This is a genomic window from Zoogloea sp., from assembly GCF_041914405.1.
Lineage (GTDB): Bacteria > Pseudomonadota > Gammaproteobacteria > Burkholderiales > Rhodocyclaceae > Zoogloea.
Window position 1 is genome coordinate 2,453 of the sequence record NZ_JAYSDK010000018.1, and the last position, 16,628, is coordinate 19,080.

At 64.8% G+C, this 16,628-nt stretch carries 16 protein-coding genes; 7 read left to right on the plus strand and 9 right to left on the minus strand.

Going from position 1 to position 16,628, the window contains the following annotated elements:
* Window positions 1-78 precede the first annotated feature (78 nt).
* Window positions 79-861, minus strand: coding sequence for a 2-ketocyclohexanecarboxyl-CoA hydrolase (gene badI, locus ACE3RX_RS12240; RefSeq protein ID WP_374483827.1), 783 nt, complete (start codon window positions 859-861; stop codon window positions 79-81).
* A gap of 143 nt (window positions 862-1,004) precedes the next feature.
* Window positions 1,005-1,772 carry a 2-hydroxycyclohexanecarboxyl-CoA dehydrogenase gene (gene badH / locus ACE3RX_RS12245; RefSeq protein WP_374483829.1) on the minus strand — a complete coding sequence of 256 codons (768 nt, stop codon included), beginning with the start codon at window positions 1,770-1,772 and terminating at the stop codon, window positions 1,005-1,007.
* 115 nt (window positions 1,773-1,887) lie between these two features.
* On the opposite strand from badH, the gene ACE3RX_RS12250 reads away from it, so the two are divergent.
* Window positions 1,888-2,358, plus strand: a complete 471-nt coding sequence (locus ACE3RX_RS12250; protein WP_374483832.1) for a MarR family winged helix-turn-helix transcriptional regulator — start codon at window positions 1,888-1,890, stop codon at window positions 2,356-2,358.
* A 12-nt stretch (window positions 2,359-2,370) separates the two neighbouring features.
* On the opposite strand, the gene aliB is transcribed toward ACE3RX_RS12250, so the two are convergent.
* Entirely contained in the window at window positions 2,371-3,519 is a 1,149-nt protein-coding gene (gene aliB, locus ACE3RX_RS12255; protein WP_374483834.1) for a cyclohexanecarboxyl-CoA dehydrogenase, read from the minus strand.
* A gap of 397 nt (window positions 3,520-3,916) precedes the next feature.
* Here aliB and aliA point away from each other — a divergent pair, with 397 nt between their 5' ends.
* From aliA to flgB, 4 genes are all read left to right on the plus strand, one after another.
* A complete protein-coding gene (gene aliA / locus ACE3RX_RS12260; RefSeq protein ID WP_374483836.1) occupies window positions 3,917-5,533 on the plus strand; it encodes a cyclohexanecarboxylate-CoA ligase in 1,617 nt (538 codons plus the stop codon).
* A gap of 18 nt (window positions 5,534-5,551) precedes the next feature.
* A complete protein-coding gene (locus ACE3RX_RS12265) occupies window positions 5,552-6,325 on the plus strand; it encodes an enoyl-CoA hydratase (RefSeq protein WP_374483838.1) in 774 nt (257 codons plus the stop codon).
* Between the two features lie 68 nt (window positions 6,326-6,393).
* Window positions 6,394-7,758: a porin gene (locus tag ACE3RX_RS12270; RefSeq protein ID WP_374483841.1), complete on the plus strand. Its 1,365-nt coding sequence runs from the start codon at window positions 6,394-6,396 to the stop codon at window positions 7,756-7,758.
* Window positions 7,759-7,984: 226 nt separating this feature from the next.
* Window positions 7,985-8,578, plus strand: coding sequence for a flagellar basal body rod protein FlgB (gene flgB, locus ACE3RX_RS12275; protein WP_374483843.1), 594 nt, complete (start codon window positions 7,985-7,987; stop codon window positions 8,576-8,578).
* Window positions 8,579-8,632: 54 nt separating this feature from the next.
* Here the strand turns inward: flgB and ACE3RX_RS12280 are convergent, their stop codons facing one another.
* The 5 genes from ACE3RX_RS12280 to ACE3RX_RS12300 form a co-directional block, all read right to left on the minus strand.
* Window positions 8,633-8,794, minus strand: a complete 162-nt coding sequence (locus tag ACE3RX_RS12280) for a hypothetical protein (RefSeq protein ID WP_088179541.1) — start codon at window positions 8,792-8,794, stop codon at window positions 8,633-8,635.
* 150 nt (window positions 8,795-8,944) lie between these two features.
* Window positions 8,945-10,033 (minus strand): alkene reductase, encoded by a 1,089-nt coding sequence (locus ACE3RX_RS12285; protein ID WP_374483845.1) that lies wholly within the window; start codon window positions 10,031-10,033, stop codon window positions 8,945-8,947.
* A 41-nt stretch (window positions 10,034-10,074) separates the two neighbouring features.
* Window positions 10,075-11,238 carry an iron-containing alcohol dehydrogenase gene (locus ACE3RX_RS12290; RefSeq protein ID WP_374483848.1) on the minus strand — a complete coding sequence of 388 codons (1,164 nt, stop codon included), beginning with the start codon at window positions 11,236-11,238 and terminating at the stop codon, window positions 10,075-10,077.
* Window positions 11,239-11,318: 80 nt separating this feature from the next.
* Entirely contained in the window at window positions 11,319-11,903 is a 585-nt protein-coding gene (locus tag ACE3RX_RS12295) for a TetR/AcrR family transcriptional regulator (protein WP_374483851.1), read from the minus strand.
* Between the two features lie 235 nt (window positions 11,904-12,138).
* Window positions 12,139-13,017, minus strand: coding sequence for a LysR family transcriptional regulator (locus ACE3RX_RS12300; RefSeq protein ID WP_374483853.1), 879 nt, complete (start codon window positions 13,015-13,017; stop codon window positions 12,139-12,141).
* A 136-nt stretch (window positions 13,018-13,153) separates the two neighbouring features.
* Between ACE3RX_RS12300 and ACE3RX_RS12305 the strand changes: the two genes are divergently transcribed.
* Both ACE3RX_RS12305 and ACE3RX_RS12310 read left to right on the plus strand, forming a co-directional pair.
* Window positions 13,154-14,125, plus strand: a complete 972-nt coding sequence (locus tag ACE3RX_RS12305) for an aldo/keto reductase (RefSeq protein ID WP_374483855.1) — start codon at window positions 13,154-13,156, stop codon at window positions 14,123-14,125.
* Window positions 14,118-15,374, plus strand: coding sequence for a benzoate/H(+) symporter BenE family transporter (locus ACE3RX_RS12310; protein ID WP_374483857.1), 1,257 nt, complete (start codon window positions 14,118-14,120; stop codon window positions 15,372-15,374). The genes ACE3RX_RS12305 and ACE3RX_RS12310 overlap by 8 nt, the downstream gene beginning before the upstream one ends.
* 48 nt (window positions 15,375-15,422) lie before the next feature.
* On the opposite strand, the gene ACE3RX_RS12315 is transcribed toward ACE3RX_RS12310, so the two are convergent.
* Window positions 15,423-16,613, minus strand: coding sequence for a globin domain-containing protein (locus ACE3RX_RS12315; protein ID WP_374483859.1), 1,191 nt, complete (start codon window positions 16,611-16,613; stop codon window positions 15,423-15,425).
* Between the last annotated feature and the right edge of the window lie 15 nt (window positions 16,614-16,628).

The following is a 16,628-nucleotide window of genomic DNA, read 5'->3' on the forward strand; positions in this document are numbered from 1 at the left end:
GGGGTATATTACTGCCCCCCTAACCCCCCTTTGTTCCGGCGGGGGCCCATTCCCCCCCCCCCCACGGCGTGTGCCGCCTTACTTCACGTACTTGCGGAACTCGGGCTTGCGCTTCTCGCGGAAGGCGTTGCCGCCCTCGGCAGATTCCGGGGTCTCGTAGTACAGCTTGAGGGCGTGCATGGCCAGGCCGCCCATGCCGCGGATCATCTCGGTATCCACGTTGAAGGATTTCTTGGCCAGCGCGATGGCGGTCGGGCTCTTCTCGACGATCTCGTCGCACCATTTCTTCACTTCGGCGTCGAGCTGGTCCTGGGGCACCACGGCGTTGACCAAGCCCATCTGCAGGGCTTCCTGGGCGGTGTAGCGGCGGCACAGGTACCAGATCTCGCGGGCCTTCTTCTCGCCGACCACGCGGGCGAGCAGGGCGGTGCCGAAGCCGGGATCGACGGAGCCGACGCGTGGGCCGGCCTGGCCGAGCTGGGCGTTGTCGGAGGCTATGGCCAGGTCACAGATGGTGACCAGCACGTTGCCGCCACCGATGGCGTAGCCATTGACGCGGGCGATGACCGGCTTGTTGCAGTCGCGGATCGCGCTCTGCACTTCCTCAATGGGCAGGCCGATGGTGCCGCGGCCGCCGTAGCCGCCATCCTGGGTGCCCTGGTCGCCGCCGGTGCAGAAGGCTTTCTCACCCGCGCCGGTGAGGACAACCACGCCGATGCTGCGGTCGTAGTCGGCGTCCTTGAAGGCGTGGATCATCTCCTCGCAGGTGTTGGCGGTGAAGGCGTTGAACTGCTTCGGCCGGTTGATGGTGATGGTCGCGATGCCGTCGGCCTTGGTGTAGAGGATGTCGCGGTATTCCATGTCGTGTCTCCTGATGTGTGGAATGTGGATTCGTATTTCTGTTGGGATTGGAGGGGGCGAAGAAATCGTTGCGAGCAGGCCTGAGGTCGCGACGAGGACCGGAATCGCGAGATCAGGACGCGCAGTAGATTTATTCGCGCCTCCTAGCCGGCCATCGTCAGGCCGCCGGACACGCTGATGACCTGGCCGGTGATGAAGGTCGCGTCCTCGCTGGCGAGGAACAGCACTGCGCCGGGCAGGTCTTCCGGCTGGCCGAGGCGGCCGAAGGGGATCGCCTTGGCCAGCGCGCCCTTGAGCTTCTCGCCCTGTTCGCCTTCGCCGGCGAAGTCGCGGAACAGCGCGGTGTCGGTGGGGCCGGGGCACACCACGTTGACGTTGATCTGCTTGCGGGCCAGCTCGCGGGCCATGGTCTTGGAGTAGGACAGCAGGCCGCCCTTGCAGTATGCGTACACCGCTTCGCCGGAGGAGCCGACGCGGGCGGCGTCGGAGGCCACGTTCACCACCTTGCCGGCGCCGCGTTCGTACATCCCCGGCAGCACCGCGTGATGCATGTAGAGCGGACCGTAGAGATTCACGGCGACGATCTTGTCCCACAGGGCCTTGTCGGTCTTCAGGAAGGGCGCGGCGTGGTCCCAGCCAGCGTTGTTCACCAGGATGTGGGTTGGGCCGAGTTGCTGCTCGGCGGCCTTGACGGCGGCGACCACCGACTCCTGGCTGGTCAGATCCACCCCGAAGGCCGCTGCGCTGCCGCCCTTGGCGCGGATGTCGGCGACCAGCGTCTCGGCGGCGTCCTTGTTGATGTCGAACACCGCCACCAGCGCGCCTTCTTCCGCGAAGCGCCGGCAGATTGCGGCGCCGATGCCGCCCGCGCCGCCGGTGACGATGGTGACTTTCCCTTTGATGCCTCGCATGTTGTTCTCCTTTGTTGAATGTGTGTCTTGGGTGTTTGTGTTTCGGGGGCGCCCCCGTTGCGTTTTCGTGCTGCTTTGCGCTTCAATGCGGCATCCACCGCACCGTCTTGCATCGATGACCGACCTCACCACCGAAAAGAGCCTTGCCGGCATTGAGATCAACAACCGCTTGTTTTTCCGGCTTTTTCAGGCTGCCAACACGCTGCACACCAAGGGCACGCAAGCCCTTGAGGACTTCGGCGTGACGACGCAGCAGTGGTCGGTGCTGGGCGCGCTGTCGCGTCCGCAGGCGGCGGAAGGGATGAGCGTCAATGAGTTGTCCCGCTACCTGTTGGTGAGCCGACAGAACCTCACTGGCCTGCTCAACCGCCTCGAGCGCGACGGCCTGATCGAGCGAATTACCGGCGCCGAAGACCGGCGTGAGCGGAAGGTGCGCCTGAGCGCCAAGGGCACCGAGCTGTGGAAGTCCCTCGCCGACCCCATCCATACCTTCTACGACGAGGCTCTGAAGGGTTTTTCCTTCGACGATCGGTTGGCGTTCATCCATTACATCAACCTCCTGCAGCGCAACATGTCTCAGCTCTGAGACTGTAGGGGGTCAGATCGCGTATTGGGCGGTCTTCTGGCGCGCGATGATCATCTTCATGATGTTCGCGGTGCCGTCGCCGATCTGCAGGCCGAGTACGTCCCGGTAGCGCTGGCCGAAGTGGTAGTCGGCGCCGTAGCCGCCGTGGCCATGGGTGAGCAGGCACTGGTGGATGATTTCGCAGGCCAGCTTCGGCGCCCACCACTTGCACATCGCCGCTTCGGCGGTGTGGGGCAGGTGCTGGTCCTTCAGCCACAGGGTGCGCAGGCACAGGTTGCGGCAGGCTTCGTAGTAGGTTTCCGCCTCGGCCAGCGGGAAGCTGACACCCTGGAATTCACCGATCGGCTTGCCGAAGGCCTCCCGTTCCTGGCTGTAGCGCCAGGCCTCATCGAGTGAGGCGCGGGCCACGCCCATGCATTGCAGGCCGATCAGCGCGCGGCTGTAGTCGAAGCCCTGCATCACCTGAATGAAGCCCTGGCCTTCATCGCCGAGCATCATGTCTTCCGACACGCGCACCCCGTCGAAGAAGATCGAGCCGCGCCCGACCGGGCGGGTGCCGATGTCGTCGAAAGTGGTGCGGGATACGCCGGGCAGGTCCATCGGCACCAGGAAGGCGCTGATCCCGCGGGCCTTGTCGGCCTCGCTGCCGGTGCGGGCGAAGACCACCGCCACGTCGGCCTGGGTGGCCATCGAGATCGAGGTCTTCTCGCCGCTGAGGATGAAGTCCTTGCCGTCGCGCACCGCCTTCAGCTTGAGGCGGGCCGCGTCGGAGCCGGCGCTGGGCTCGGTGAGGGCGATGGCAATGAGCTTCTTGCCGGTGACGACCAGGTCCATCCATTCCTTCGCCACTGCCGGCCTGGCGTGGGACGACACAATCTGCCCACACAGGGACGTGAGCAGATTGACGTAGGACACGTTGAAGTCGCCGTAGGCGATCTGCTCCAGCAGCAGGCCGCTGGTAACGCAATCGACGCCGAGCCCGCCGAACTGTTCCGGTAGCTCAGGGCCGAGAAAGCCCAGTTCCCCCATCTCCACGACGAGCTCCCGCTCGACACATTCGGCTTTTTCCCGCGCCCGGTAATCCGGTGCCAGGCGATTGCGGGCGAACCGGCTGGCCGATTCGACGAGCGCCTTCTGTTCTTCGCTGAGGCTGAAGTCCATCTTCTCCGTCCTTTGTTGTGGGTCTGGACGGATTCTAAAAATCCGCCGCTCAATCTGTCAATATATTTACACAAATAGCAGATTGAATTTTTGGATTGAATTTCAATGTGCAATAGCGAAACATGAAAAACCCACAAATAAAGCCGATTTAATGGGTTTTAATTGTGCGGCGCATGAAAGCAGAACCCGATGGGTAACTTGTAAAAAGTAAATATGTTGACTTAAATCTGTCGTATCGATACGTTTCACGCCATCGAGCAGCAAGTAGTTCCGCAAAAGATCACAACAGCGACACACCACTCAAGGAGCGAGACATGCAGGAGAGGATTAAGGGCGCACCAAGCGCCGTCGGCCTGGATCAGCAAGGGAAGCCGCAGGCGATCCGGGGAGGACGCCAATGAAGTTCGACCCGGTACTGCTGGCCCCCAGGATGGAGCCGATGAAGGCCGCCGGGTTGTGGCGGGACGAGACCGTGGATGTGTACCTGCAGCGGGCGCTGCGGGACTGCCCGGACAAAGCCGCGGTGGTGGCCTACGCGGCGGAGCGGGGTGCGCCGCAGCGGCTCAGCTATCGGGAGCTCGACGCGCGCGTCGACCGCATCGCCCGCGGGCTGGTCCGGCTGGGCGTCGGACGGCAGGACGTGGTGAGTTTCCAGCTGCCCAACTGCTGGGAGTTCATCGCGCTGTCCCTGGCCTGCGTGCGCATTGGCGCGGTGGCCAACCCGCTGATGCCGATCTTCCGTCAGCACGAGCTCAACTTCATGCTCGGCTTTGGCGAGTCCAAGGTCTTCGTCGTGCCCAAGCTGTTCCGCGGCTTCGACTATGAGGCGATGGCCCGCGGCCTGACCGGCAGCCGGCAGCTCGTGGTAATTGGTGGCGACGGGCCCGACAGCTTCGACACGCTGCTGCTGCGCGACGACACGCCGCCGCTGCAGGGCTCAGGTCTAGAACCGGACGACGTGCTGTTGCTGATGTACACCTCCGGCACCACCGGTGAGCCGAAGGGGGTGATGCACACCTCCAACACCTTGTTCTCCAACCTGCACGCCTACATCGAGCGCATGGAGCTGGGGCCGGACGACATCGTGCTGGGCGCGTCGCCGATGGCACACCTGACCGGTTACGGCTACCTGGCGATGCTGCCGATCATCCTCAACTCGACGACCGTGCTGCAGGACATCTGGGACGCACGGCGGGCGCTGCAGATCGTCCGTGACGAGGGCGTCACCTTCAGCATGGCGTCCACGCCCTTTGTCGCCGATCTCTGCAACGCGGTGGATGCGGGTGATACCACGACGCAGGCCTTCAACAAATTCTGCTGCGCCGGCGCGCCGATTCCGCCGGTGCTGATCGAGCGTGCCCAGGTGCTGCTCGGCATGCGCCTGTGTTCCGCGTGGGGCATGACCGAGAACGGTGCGGTGACGGTCACCGAGCCGGCGCGGGCGCTGGAGATGTCCGGCATCTCCGACGGCCGCCCGCTGCCGGGCATGGAGCTCAAGGTAGTGGACGCCAACGGGCAGGCGCTGCCGGCCGGCGAGTGCGGCTCACTGCTGGTGCGCGGCGCGTCCCTGTTCGGCGGCTACCTGAAGCGGCCGCAGCTCAACAGCGTGTCCGCCGACGGCTGGTTCGATACCGGCGATGTGGCGACCATCGACGCGGACGGCTACATCCGCATCACCGGGCGCACCAAGGACGTGGTGATCCGCGGTGGCGAGAACATCCCCGTCGTGGAGATCGAGAACCTGCTCTACAAGCACCCGGCAATCTCTGCGGTGGCCATCGTCGGCTATCCGGACAAGCGCCTCGGCGAACGGGTATGCGCCTTCGTGTCGGTGAAGCCCGGTGCGCATTTCGACTTTGCCGGGATGACCGCCTATCTCGAGCACCAGCAGATGGCCAAACAGTACTTCCCCGAGCGCCTCGAGATCGTCGAGGACCTGCCACGCACGCCCAGCGGCAAGCTGCAGAAGTTCAAGCTGCGCAACGTCGCCAAGGCCTTTGGCGACGCCGACTGACCCACAGCGGAGAACCCTATGAGTGACGTCATTCTGGCCGAGGTGCTCGGCAACGTCGGCCTGATCCGCCTGTGCCGGCCGCAGGTTTACAACGCTCTCAACGACGAGGTGATGGACGCCCTTGGCGCCGCGCTGGACCTCTTCGAGGCCAACGAGGAGGTCCGCTGTGTCGTGCTGACCGGCTCCGAGAAGGCCTTTGCCGCCGGTGCCGACATCACGGCGATCCGTGCCATGGACTACATGGACGCCTACAAGGGCAACTTCATCACCCGCAACTGGGAGCGCCTGAAGACCTTCCGCAAGCCAGTCATCGCCGCGGTGTCGGGGCTGGCCCTGGGCGGCGGCTGCGAGCTGGCGATGATGTGCGACATCGTGCTGGCTGCGGAAACCGCGCGCTTCGCGCTGCCCGAAATCAAGATCGGCACCATTCCGGGGGCCGGTGGCACCCAGCGCCTGCCACGGGCGGTGGGCAAGGCCAAGGCGATGGACCTGTGCCTGAGCGGACGCATGATGGACGCCCAGGAGGCCGAGCGCTGCGGTCTGGTGTCCCGCGTGATTCCCGCCGAGCGCCTGCTCGACGAGGCGCTGGAGACTGCCCGCGTTATCGCCGGTTATTCCCTGCCGGTGCTGATGATGATGAAGGAGGCAGTCAGCCGTGCCTTCGAGAGCCCGCTCAACGAAGGCCTCCTCTTCGAGCGACGCACCCTGCACGCCACCTTCGCGCTGGCCGACCAGAAGGAAGGCATGGCGGCCTTCGCCGAGAAACGCCAACCCGTCTTCCGGGACTGCTGAACGCCGCCTGCGCGTAGTCCATTTCCTGCAACACCCATAACAAACATCCACATGATGGAGGAGCACCCATGACCACGACGTCCACAAACCTGCGCCGCAGCGGCCTGGCCTGCCTGATCGCCAGCCTGTTCGCCGCCGCACCGGCTTTCGCCGAAAGCGAGATCGACGCGCTCAAGCGTGAGCTGGCCGAACAGCGCCAGCTGATCCAGCAACTGCTGAAGAACCAGGAAGAACAGAAGAAGACCGAGATCCAGACCGGCGGTCCGGCCCGTGGCGCCGGCCTGCAGATGGGGGTGCCGACGGGGCCGTCTGGCACGCTGACGATCTACGGGGTGGCCGATGTCAGCGCCTCGACGGTGAACAGCGGCTACGGGCAGAAATCGACGATCGGCTCCGGCGGCATGACGTCCTCCCGCCTCGGTTTCAAGGGTGAGAAGGAGCTGGGCGATGAGGTGAAAGCGGTCTACCTGATGGAGGCCGGCATCCTCTTCGACACCGGCTCGGTCGGCACCGGCGCGATCACGCCGGGCATCAACAACACGGCCGTCTCCAGTGGCGGCCAGACCAGCAACGGCAGCCAGATCTTCTCGCGGCAGATCTACGCCGGTCTCTCGACCCGCTTTGGTACCGTGACGGCTGGCCGTCAGTACGCCGGTTCCTACACTTCGTCGGTGATGTCCGCAGCGATGGGCGCCGGCTTCTTCGGTTCCTCGGCGGGATTCCTGCCGGTGATCGGCGGCATGCCGACCCGGCTCAACAACTCGCTGGTCTATGCCTCACCGAAAGTCGCCGGCTTCTCTGGCCAGCTGACGCTGACCAGCGGTAGCGAGAACAACGTGAACATGGTCACCCCGACGGCGGCCGGCGCAACGACGGTCACCACCGACAAGGCCGGTCGTGGCGGCGATCTGGCGCTGTATTACGCGGGTGGCCCGGTAAATGCGACCTTCACCGCCTGGAGCCTGGATAACGGCAGCTACGTCGCCCAGGCGACCGGCGCGCAGGAGACCGGTCTCGCCAAGCGGCGCGGCTGGCAGGTCGGCGGCAGCTACAACCTGGGCTTTGCGACCCTGTACGGCAACTATGTGGCGGGCCGGATCAGCGGCGGCAACTACGAGAACGTGACGGGCACCCTGTCCAAGGCCGAAGGCTGGAGCGTCAGCGCCGGCATTCCGGTGTGGCGTGGCAAGGCTTTCGTGAGCTACAGCCAGCTCGACGACAAGTCGATCAAGAACCGCGACGCCAACCTGCTGGGCCTTGCCTACGCCTACAAGCTGCAGGACAGCACGACGCTGTACGGCACCTGGGGCAAGGTGCTCAACAAGGCCAACGGCACCTACAGCCTGACCGACGGCGGCAACCTGGTCGGCACCGTCGCCAAGCCGGGCTACGACCCGAACGGCTACATGGTCGGTGTGAACCACGTGTTCTAAGCCGGAGCATCCCTGCGGGGCCAGGCTGGGAAACCGCCTGACCTGCAGGGGCTTGTACCTGTGGGGGCGAATTCATTCGCCCGCGGACTTCGTTTAGCCGACTGAGGGCGAATGAACTCGCCCCCACGGCCGCTCTTCAGCGATGTCTTTTCATCTGCTGGAATAGGGGAGAAAACCCCCGCATTGTCGGCGACATGGCGATACCGGCCAATGCTAAGGTAACGCCATGAGTACGCTGACCAACCCTGCCGCGCCGCTGAGCCTGTTGCAGCCCAATCCTACGCCGATTACCGGGCGGAGCATGGCGGGTAGCGACGAGGCGGGCTCGTCATTTGCCGAGTTGGTGTCCCAGAACATCAAACGGACTACGGTCAATGGCCTGCGCACGGATTCCCGCCACATGGCCTTGCCGCCGCCGGGCAGCACCGACGAAGATTACGACGAGCGGGTGTTCAACATCCTGTCGGAGCGCCAGCAGGTGATCGCCTCCAATATCGCCAACGCCGACACCCCCAACTTCAAGGCCCGCGATGTGGACCTGCGCGATGCGCTGCAGGCGGCGCTGACGCCACCGGTGGCGCAGCTCAAGATGGCGTCCACCACGGGCGGGCATCTGCCCGGCCGCACAGAACGCATGGCCCAGGCACTCGCTCTCAAATACCAGGTGCCGGGCCAGGGCGCGGTGGACGGCAACACCGTCGAGATGGATTCCGAACGGGCCAAGTTCGCGGAGAATGTGCTGCGGCTGGAATTCTCTCTGAACCAGGTGCAGGGAGAATTCCGGGACAAGACCAAGCTGTTGAACAGCCTGAAGGACTGAGTGTCTGCGGGCCGATGTGCCGCGGCATCGTCCTGCCGCGGTGCTGAGGCTTTGTCAGCAGTTGCCCTTCTTGGCCTGGCCCGGTGGGCAGAAGCCGCCGCCACCATTGCCGGCAGGACGGGAGCCGGGATCGACGATCACCGAGCCAGCAGGCGTATAGACGGCGCAGGCGGACAGCAGCGACGTGGCAGCGAGGATTGCGATGAGGGTCTTCATGCCGAAAATTCCAAAACTGAAAAAAGTGAGCCCGGATTGTACGTGGCGGGGACTTCCGACGACAACGGGCGCACTTTTCAGGGATTTCTCCGCTCGGCCAGCGACATCGCCGGCCCTGATTGGCCCGGCGATGTCGAGGCTGCGACGGGATCAGCCGGCCAGCGTGGGATAGTCGGTGTAGCCCTCGGCACCGCCGCCGTATAGTTTGTCGGCGCGGAGTTCGTTGAGCGGTGCGTCTTCCTTCAGGCGGCGGACCAGGTCGGGGTTGCTGATGAAGGCGCGGCCGTAGGCGATCAGGTCGGCTTCGCCATTGGCCACGGCCTCGAAGGCGGTGCTGCGGTTGAAGCCGTTGTTGACCATCCAGGGGCCGCCGAAGGCGCGGCGCAGCGCGGCGTAGTCGAAGGCCGGCGCGCCTTCAGGAGCCCGTGCGCCGCCGGTTTCGCCCTCGATGATGTGCAGGAAGGCCAGGCCTTTCGGTGCCAGCTGGCCGATCAGGTAGTCGTAGAGGGCCTGCGGGTTGCTGTCTACCGGTGAGCTGTCGCCGAAGGTCATCAGTGGGCTGAGGCGGATGCCGGTGCGGGCGGCGCCGATTTCCGCGGTGATCGCTTCCACCACTTCGAGCAGCAGGCGGGCCCGGTTGGGGATGCTGCCACCGTAGGGGCCGCTGCGGTCGTTCACGCTGTCGCGCAGGAACTGGTCGAGGAGATAGGTGTTGGCGGCGTGGATTTCGACGCCGTCGAAGCCGGCTTCGATGGCGCAGCGGGCGGCGTGGCGGTAGTCCGCGACGATGCCCGGCAGCTCGTCGTCACGCAGCGCACGCGGCGTGGACGTGGGTACAAAGCCTTCGCGGGTGAAGGTGACCGTCTCGGCACGGCGGGCGGTTGACGACACCGGCGCGGCACCGTCGGGCAGCAGGGAGGTGTGGGAGATGCGGCCCACGTGCCACAGCTGGATCGCGATGCGGCCGCCGGCGGCGTGCACCGCGTCGGTGACCTTGCGCCAGCCGGCGACCTGCTCGGGCGTGTAGATGCCCGGGGTGTCGAGGTAGCCGTGGGCCATGGGGCTGATCGGGCTGGCTTCGGTGATGATCAGGCCGGCGCTGGCGCGCTGGCGGTAGTACTCCACCATCAGCTCGTTGGGGACGCCGCCGGTGGCGCGGTTGCGGGTCAGAGGCGCCATCACGATGCGGTTGGCGAGTTCGATGTCGCCGATGCGGACGGGGTCGAAGAGAGTCGTCATGGTCAGGTTCCTTGTGCTTGAGGGGGCTTGCTGAGGGGAAATCAAAGGGCGGCTTCGAGGACGCGGCGGCTGAGGGCCAGGTCCACGTCCTGGCGTTCGCCAAGGGCGGTCATGCCGTGGGCTTCCAGCTGGGCGACGAGGCGTGGCACCGCGTCGGCGCCGATGCCGTAGTCGCCGAGGCGGGTCTTCACGCCGAGGGATTCGAAGAAGGCGCGGGTCTGGGCGATGGCCGTATCGATGCGCTCATCGGCGCCGCCGGAATGGATGTTCCACACGCGGGCGGCGTATTGCAGCAGCTTGTCGCGCTTGGCTTCGCGGCGCAGTTCGAGCATGGCCGGCAGCACGACGGCGAGGGTCTGGGCGTGGTCGAGGCCGAACATCGCGGTGATCTCGTGGCCGATCATGTGGGTGGCCCAGTCTTGCGGCACGCCAGCGCCGATCAGGCCGTTGAGGGCCTGGGTGGCGGCCCACATCAGGTTGGCGCGGACGTCGTAATCCTGCGGCGTGGCCAGTGCCTGCGGGCCGACCTCGACGAGGGTCTGCAGCAGGCCTTCGGCGTAGCGGTCCTGTACCGGCGCGTTGGCGGGGTAGGTGAGGTATTGCTCGACGACGTGCACGAAGGCGTCCACCGCACCGTTGGCGATCTGACGGGCGGGCAGCGTGTAGGTCTTGACCGGATCAAGGACAGAGAACTGCGGGAAGACGTGGGGGCTGGCGAAGGGCAGCTTGGCGTGCAGCGATTTGCGGCTCACCACCGAGAAGTTGTTCATCTCCGAGCCGGTGGCCGGTAGCGTCAGCACGGCGCCCATCGGCAGCGCGTCGGCGATGTGGGCGCCGAAGGTTTCCAGGATGTGCCACGGATCGTCGCTGGCGCTGTAATTGACGGCGGCGGCGACGAACTTGGTGCCGTCGATCACGGAGCCGCCACCGACGGCCAGCAGGAAGTCCAGCTTTTCTGCGCGGATCAGCGCGACGGCTTCCATCAGCGTCTCGTAGGCCGGGTTGGGCTCGATGCCGCCGAAGCGCTTGACGATACGGCCAACGAGGGCTGCTTCTACTTCAGCCAGGGTGCCGTTGCGCTCGGCGCTGCCGCCGCCGTACAGCACCAGCACGCGGGCATCGGCGGGGACCAGTTCATTGAGGCGGGCAATGCTGCCTTCGCCAAACACGATGCGGGTCGGATTGAAGTAATCGAAGTTCAGCATAGGTATTCCTTTTGTATGAATAGACCGGTCGTCTAGTTTTCTGGTAAATGATGTCTCGGAGCGATCGTCTGCGCAAAGGTTCAAAGGGACAGGATTTTCTTTGTCGCGCCCATCGCGTGTTCGAGTGGGCATTCGGTGCGATGCAACTTGGCCAGCAGGCTGGCGCCCAACCACAACTGGTACAACGTCCGCGCGGTATCGAGCGGGTCGAGGGTGGGCAGGGAGCCATCGGCGGCGCCGGCGGCGATGCAATCAGCCAGGCGACCGATGATGCGCTCGGTGCCGTCGCGCAAGGTAAGGCGCATGGGTTCCGACAGATCGGCGACTTCCGCGCTGAGCTTGACCACCATGCACTTCTGCTCGTCGCAGCCCTCACACTGGGTATCCCGCCATTGCTGCCAGTAGCGCAGCAGGCGCTCCCGGGCAGGAAGTGCGGTATTGGCGAACAGGCTGTCGATGAAGCCCAGGTAGCGGTTGAAGAAGTCTTCCAGCAAGGCCTGGCCGAACTGCTCCTTGGACTTGAAGTAGTGGTAGAAGGAGCCCTTCGGCACTTCTGCCGCTTGCAGCACTTCGTTGAGACCCACGCAGGAAAAGCCCTTCGCCGCGATCAGATGGGCGGCGGTATCGAGGATGTGCTGGCGGGTGTCGGCGTAGGGCTGCTTCATGGGTTTGAATGCTAGAACGGATTAGACCAGTCGTCTAGAGATTTTTGTTTGCGATGAAAAATGCTAACTCCAGACGAAAAGAAGCCCGAGGAACCGGGGAGGTTGCTCGGGCTTAAATCCACACCAAAGGAGGAGGGTGGAGGAGACAGGTTCCATATTAATCATTTTGATGGTGCACTGCAACATCAAATCATGTAACTGGTCGTAACAGACTTCACATCCGCCTTCCGGTCTTTCATCGTTGCACTGCAAACAGACCTTGCAGCCATTCGATGAACACTCTGACACGCGGTGACAGGTGCCGGTTCTGGGGGTAAAGCACGGTCAGCGGCAGGGACGGCGGGCGATGGTCAGGCAAGACTTCAACCAGCGTGCCGGCTGCGAGTTGGCGGGTGACGTGGTAGGCGGGCGCCTGGATGATCCCGAAGCCGGCCTCGCAGGCCGCTACGTAGGAGTCGCCACTATTGACGGCCACAGTGGACGGAAGCGAACGTGTCACGACAGCGGTGCCGTTGGTGAACTCCAGCGGAATGGACTTGCCGGATGAGGCAGACAAGTAGTCCACCATCCGGTGGGCGTCGAGATCGTCCAGTGTGCGCGGCGTGCCGTGGCGGGCCAGATAATCGGCGCTGGCGCAGCTGAGTTGTCCGAGACGCCCCAGCGGCCGGGCGACCAGGTTCGAGTCGCGCAGCTCGCCGATCCGCAGCACACAGTCCACGCCTTCCCGCACAAGGTCGATCTGCCGGTCGCTGACGCTGATCTCCAGGCCGATCAGCGGATAGCGTGCGCAGAAAGCCGGTAGCTCGGGCATTAGCACCAACCGGCACAGGGAGCCGGACATGTCCACCTTGAGGCGTCCGCGTGGGTCGCGGGCGGCCTGGGAGAAAGAGGCCTCCATGTCGTCGATATCGGCCAGGACCGCCACGCAGCGCTGGTAGTAGGCGTCGCCGTCGAGGGTCGGCCGGACCTGGCGGGTGGTGCGCAGCAAAAGACGTGTGCCGAGGTGGGCTTCGAGCTGCTTGATGATCTGCGTGGCCGAAGCCCGCGGTAGGTCGAGCTGTTCCGAGGCGCGGCTGAAGCTGCCCAGTTCGACGATGCGGGTGTATAGCCGCATGGCTTGCAAGTGGTCCACGGCAGATAGATTGTTTGTTTAAAACAAATAGTGTTGCCGTTTGCAGCACATTTATCAATCCTGGGCCAATATTCATAATCCTTCCCAAGATCCTCATTGCATCAACAGGAGATATGGCATGGATTACGTACGATTCGGCTCCACCGGCCTCAAGGTGTCGCCCCTGTGCCTGGGCTGCATGACTTACGGCAAGTCCAGCTGGCGCGAATGGGTGCTTGACGAAGAGTCGAGCCGCGGCTTCATCCGCCAAGCGCTCGACGCTGGCATTAACTTCTTCGACACCGCCGACATGTATTCCCTCGGCGCCAGCGAGGAGATCCTCGGCCGCGCGCTGCGTGACTTTGCGTCGCGGGACGACATGGTGATCGCCACCAAGGTCTTCTACCCGATGAGCCAGCGACCGAACGACCGCGGCCTGTCGCGCAAGCACATCATGGCCAGCATCGATGCGTCCCTGAAGCGGCTGGGTACGGACTACGTGGACCTCTACATCGCCCATCGCTTCGATCCGGAAACGCCCATCGAGGAGACGTTGCAGGCCTTCGACGACATCGTCCGCGCCGGCAAGGCCCGCTACATCGGTGCGTCGTCCATGTATTCCTGGCAGTTCATGAAGATGCTGACCTTCCAGGAGCGTCATGGCTTGGTTCGCTTCGTGTCGATGCAGAACCACTACAACCTAATCTACCGGGAAGAGGAGCGCGAGATGCTACCCCTGTGCCGGGAGGAAGGCATTGCCGTGACGCCGTGGTCGCCGCTGGCTCGTGGCCTGCTCGCCGGTTCGCGCAAGACGCAGACGACGCGGGCGAATACCGACAACCTGGCCCATGCGTGGTACGACCAGCAGGCTACCGAAGATGCAATCGTTGCTGCCGTCGAGGCGGTCGCGCAGGAGCGTGGCGTGCCGGCGGCGCAGGTGGCGATCGCCTGGGTGGCGAGCCGGACCGGCATCACCGCGCCCATCGTCGGTGCGTCCAAGCCCCATCACCTGCAGGATGCGCTGGCGGGCATCTCGTTGAAATTGACGGCGGAGGAGGTGGCCCGCCTCGAGGCGCCGTACCGGCCGCGCGGAGTGGCTGGCCATGACTGAGCGTGTGTTGCAGGGCTGGCGTGCCGGTGAAGACACTGGCGACCAGCCCAATCAGAGTACGGAGAAAACCATGCTGAGCAAGGACTGGTCGGTCTCGTCCGTCACGGCGGGCTTCCTGGCAGTACTGATCTCCTATTCGGGGCCGATGATCATCTTCTTCCAGGCGGCCCAGTCAGCCCATGTGTCGCCAGACATGATCTCCTCGTGGGTGTGGGCGGTGTCCATCGGCGCAGCGCTGTCGGGGATCTTCCTGAGCTGGGTGCTGAAGGTGCCGGTCGTCACCGCCTGGTCGGCACCGGGCACGGCGCTGTTGGTGACGCTGTTTCCCGGCCTGTCCCTCAACGAGGCGGTCGGGGCCTATATCAGTGCTGCCTTGGTGATCTTCGTAATCGGCATCACCGGCTACTTCGACCGGGTGCTGAAGCATGTGCCGAAGGGCATCGCCGCCGGCATGATGGCGGGCATCCTGTTCCAGTTCGGCAGTAACGCGTTTAAATCAGCCGGCTCGATGCCGCTGCTGACCTTCAGCATGGTGGCTGCGTACGTGATCCTCAAGCGCCTGCTGCCGCGCTACTGCATGGTGCTGGTGCTGGTGCTCGGCGTCGCGCTGGCCGTGGGCATCGGTGGAGCGGACCTGAGCAAGGTGCAGCTGAGCTTCGCCACGCCGACCTTCATCCGGCCGGAGTGGAGCTGGAGTTCTACGTTGAGCCTTGCCTTGCCGCTGGTACTCGTCAGCATCACCGGACAGTTCCTGCCGGGCATGGCAATCCTGCGCAGCTCGGGCTATTCGACGCCGGCGCGGCCGATCCTGGCGATCACCAGCATTGCGTCCCTCGTCGTGGCCTTTTTCGGCGGCATCACCATCGTCATCGCGGCGATCACCGCGGCGCTGTGCACGGGCAAGGACGCCCACGACGATCCGGCCAAGCGCTATGTGGCGGGAATCTCCAATGGGGTGTTCTACCTGATCGGCGGCTGTTTCGGGGCGACCATCGTGTCCCTGTTCGCGGTGTTGCCGAAGGAGTTCGTCGCGCTGCTGGCCGGTCTGGCGCTGATCGGAGCAATCACCGCCAATATCATGGGAGCGATCAACGAGGCGGACCATCGGGAAGCGTCGATCATCACCTTCCTGGCGACGGCCTCGGGGATGAGCTTCCTCGGCCTCGGCTCCGCTTTCTGGGGCGTGGTTATCGGCTCCTTCGCCTACCTGGTGCTGCACCGGCCGTGGCCGGTACGCAAGACGTCTTGAGCGGCGGCTGGGGATCAGCAGAGCATGCTGATCCCCGCTGCTCAGGGCTTATTGCAGTTCTGCGAAAAGGTCGGGCCCGAAGACCTCGTAGTGGATACGGTCGCGGGAAACGCCCTGATCCAGCAGTTTGCGACGCTGTTCCTGCATGAAGGGCAGCGGGCCGCACAGGTAGAAGTCGCCATCGGTGGGCAGCTCGACGGCGTCCAGGCTCATGCGGCCTGGCAGCGCCTGGGGGTCGGCGCCGGCCTCTTCCAGCCACAGGTGGTAGCGGGCATCTTTCAGCGCCTCGACACAGGCTTCCACCTCGTCGCGGTGGGGGTAGCGATCGGCCGCTGCGGTGGCGTAAGCGAACAGCACCGGTCGTGCGGGTTGCGTTGCCGTCAGGTGACGCAGCATCGAGACCATCGGGGTGATGCCGACACCAGCACTGATCAGGGCGACCGGGCGCGTGTCGCCTTGCAGGCGGAAATCGCCGGCCGGCGGGCCGACGCGGATCTGATCGCCAACCTCGATGTCGCCGTGGATGCGGCTCGACACCGCGCCGGCCGGCGCGGCATCGCCCTCGGCGACGCGCTTCACTGTGATCCGCCACGCGTCCTTGCCCGGCGCATCGGACAGGCTGTACTGGCGCACCTGGGTCAGCCCGGCCTCGGGGATTGGCAAAGCCACGCTGAGGTACTGGCCAGGCACGAAATCCGGCAGCGCCGCGCCGTCGCGGGGCTTCAGTGTCAGGGCCACGGTGTCGGCGCTGGTGACTTCCTTGTGGGCGACGTCCATCACCGGCCAGGACTGGCCTGCCTGCCAGTCGCGCTCCTGGTAAAGGCGGGCTTCGCGGGCCACCAGTTCGGTGGCCATCAGCCAGTAGACCTCGTCCCAGGCGGCGGCGATTTCCGGGGTGATCGCCGCGCCAAGCACTTCGCCAAGGGAAGCCATCAGGTGGCGGCCGACGATGGTGTACTGCGCCGGCGTGATGCCCAGGCTGACGTGCTTGTGGGCGATGCGGTCGAGCACCGGGCCGATGATTTCCGGCTTGTCCATGTGCTTGGCAAACGCATACACAGCACCGGCCAGAGCCTGGGCCTGATTGCCGCTGGCTTGGTTGCCCATATTGAAGAGGTTCTTCAGCTCCGGGTGGTGGCCGAACATGCGGGCGTAGAAATGGCGCGTGATCGCTTCGCCGTTGGCCAGCAGGACGGGGACGGTCGCCTCGATGAGCGGGCGTGCGGTGGTGGACAGCATGGGGGAGGAATCCTC

Excerpts from the sequence above, each read along its gene's own strand:
- ACE3RX_RS12310 (WP_374483857.1), top strand. The coding sequence starts at position 14,118 with ATGACTGAGCGTGTGTTGCAGGGCTGGCGTGCCGGTGAAGACACTGGC.
- ACE3RX_RS12305 (WP_374483855.1), top strand. The coding sequence starts at position 13,154 with ATGGATTACGTACGATTCGGCTCCACCGGCCTCAAGGTGTCGCCCCTG.
- ACE3RX_RS12265 (WP_374483838.1), top strand. The coding sequence starts at position 5,552 with ATGAGTGACGTCATTCTGGCCGAGGTGCTCGGCAACGTCGGCCTGATC.
- flgB (WP_374483843.1), top strand. The coding sequence starts at position 7,985 with ATGAGTACGCTGACCAACCCTGCCGCGCCGCTGAGCCTGTTGCAGCCC.
- badH (WP_374483829.1), bottom strand. The coding sequence starts at position 1,772 with ATGCGAGGCATCAAAGGGAAAGTCACCATCGTCACCGGCGGCGCGGGC.
- ACE3RX_RS12250 (WP_374483832.1), top strand. The coding sequence starts at position 1,888 with ATGACCGACCTCACCACCGAAAAGAGCCTTGCCGGCATTGAGATCAAC.
- badI (WP_374483827.1), bottom strand. The coding sequence starts at position 861 with ATGGAATACCGCGACATCCTCTACACCAAGGCCGACGGCATCGCGACC.
- ACE3RX_RS12300 (WP_374483853.1), bottom strand. The coding sequence starts at position 13,017 with ATGCGGCTATACACCCGCATCGTCGAACTGGGCAGCTTCAGCCGCGCC.
- ACE3RX_RS12290 (WP_374483848.1), bottom strand. The coding sequence starts at position 11,238 with ATGCTGAACTTCGATTACTTCAATCCGACCCGCATCGTGTTTGGCGAA.
- ACE3RX_RS12280 (WP_088179541.1), bottom strand. The coding sequence starts at position 8,794 with ATGAAGACCCTCATCGCAATCCTCGCTGCCACGTCGCTGCTGTCCGCC.
- ACE3RX_RS12315 (WP_374483859.1), bottom strand. The coding sequence starts at position 16,613 with ATGCTGTCCACCACCGCACGCCCGCTCATCGAGGCGACCGTCCCCGTC.
- ACE3RX_RS12285 (WP_374483845.1), bottom strand. The coding sequence starts at position 10,033 with ATGACGACTCTCTTCGACCCCGTCCGCATCGGCGACATCGAACTCGCC.
- aliB (WP_374483834.1), bottom strand. The coding sequence starts at position 3,519 with ATGGACTTCAGCCTCAGCGAAGAACAGAAGGCGCTCGTCGAATCGGCC.
- ACE3RX_RS12270 (WP_374483841.1), top strand. The coding sequence starts at position 6,394 with ATGACCACGACGTCCACAAACCTGCGCCGCAGCGGCCTGGCCTGCCTG.
- ACE3RX_RS12295 (WP_374483851.1), bottom strand. The coding sequence starts at position 11,903 with ATGAAGCAGCCCTACGCCGACACCCGCCAGCACATCCTCGATACCGCC.
- aliA (WP_374483836.1), top strand. The coding sequence starts at position 3,917 with ATGAAGTTCGACCCGGTACTGCTGGCCCCCAGGATGGAGCCGATGAAG.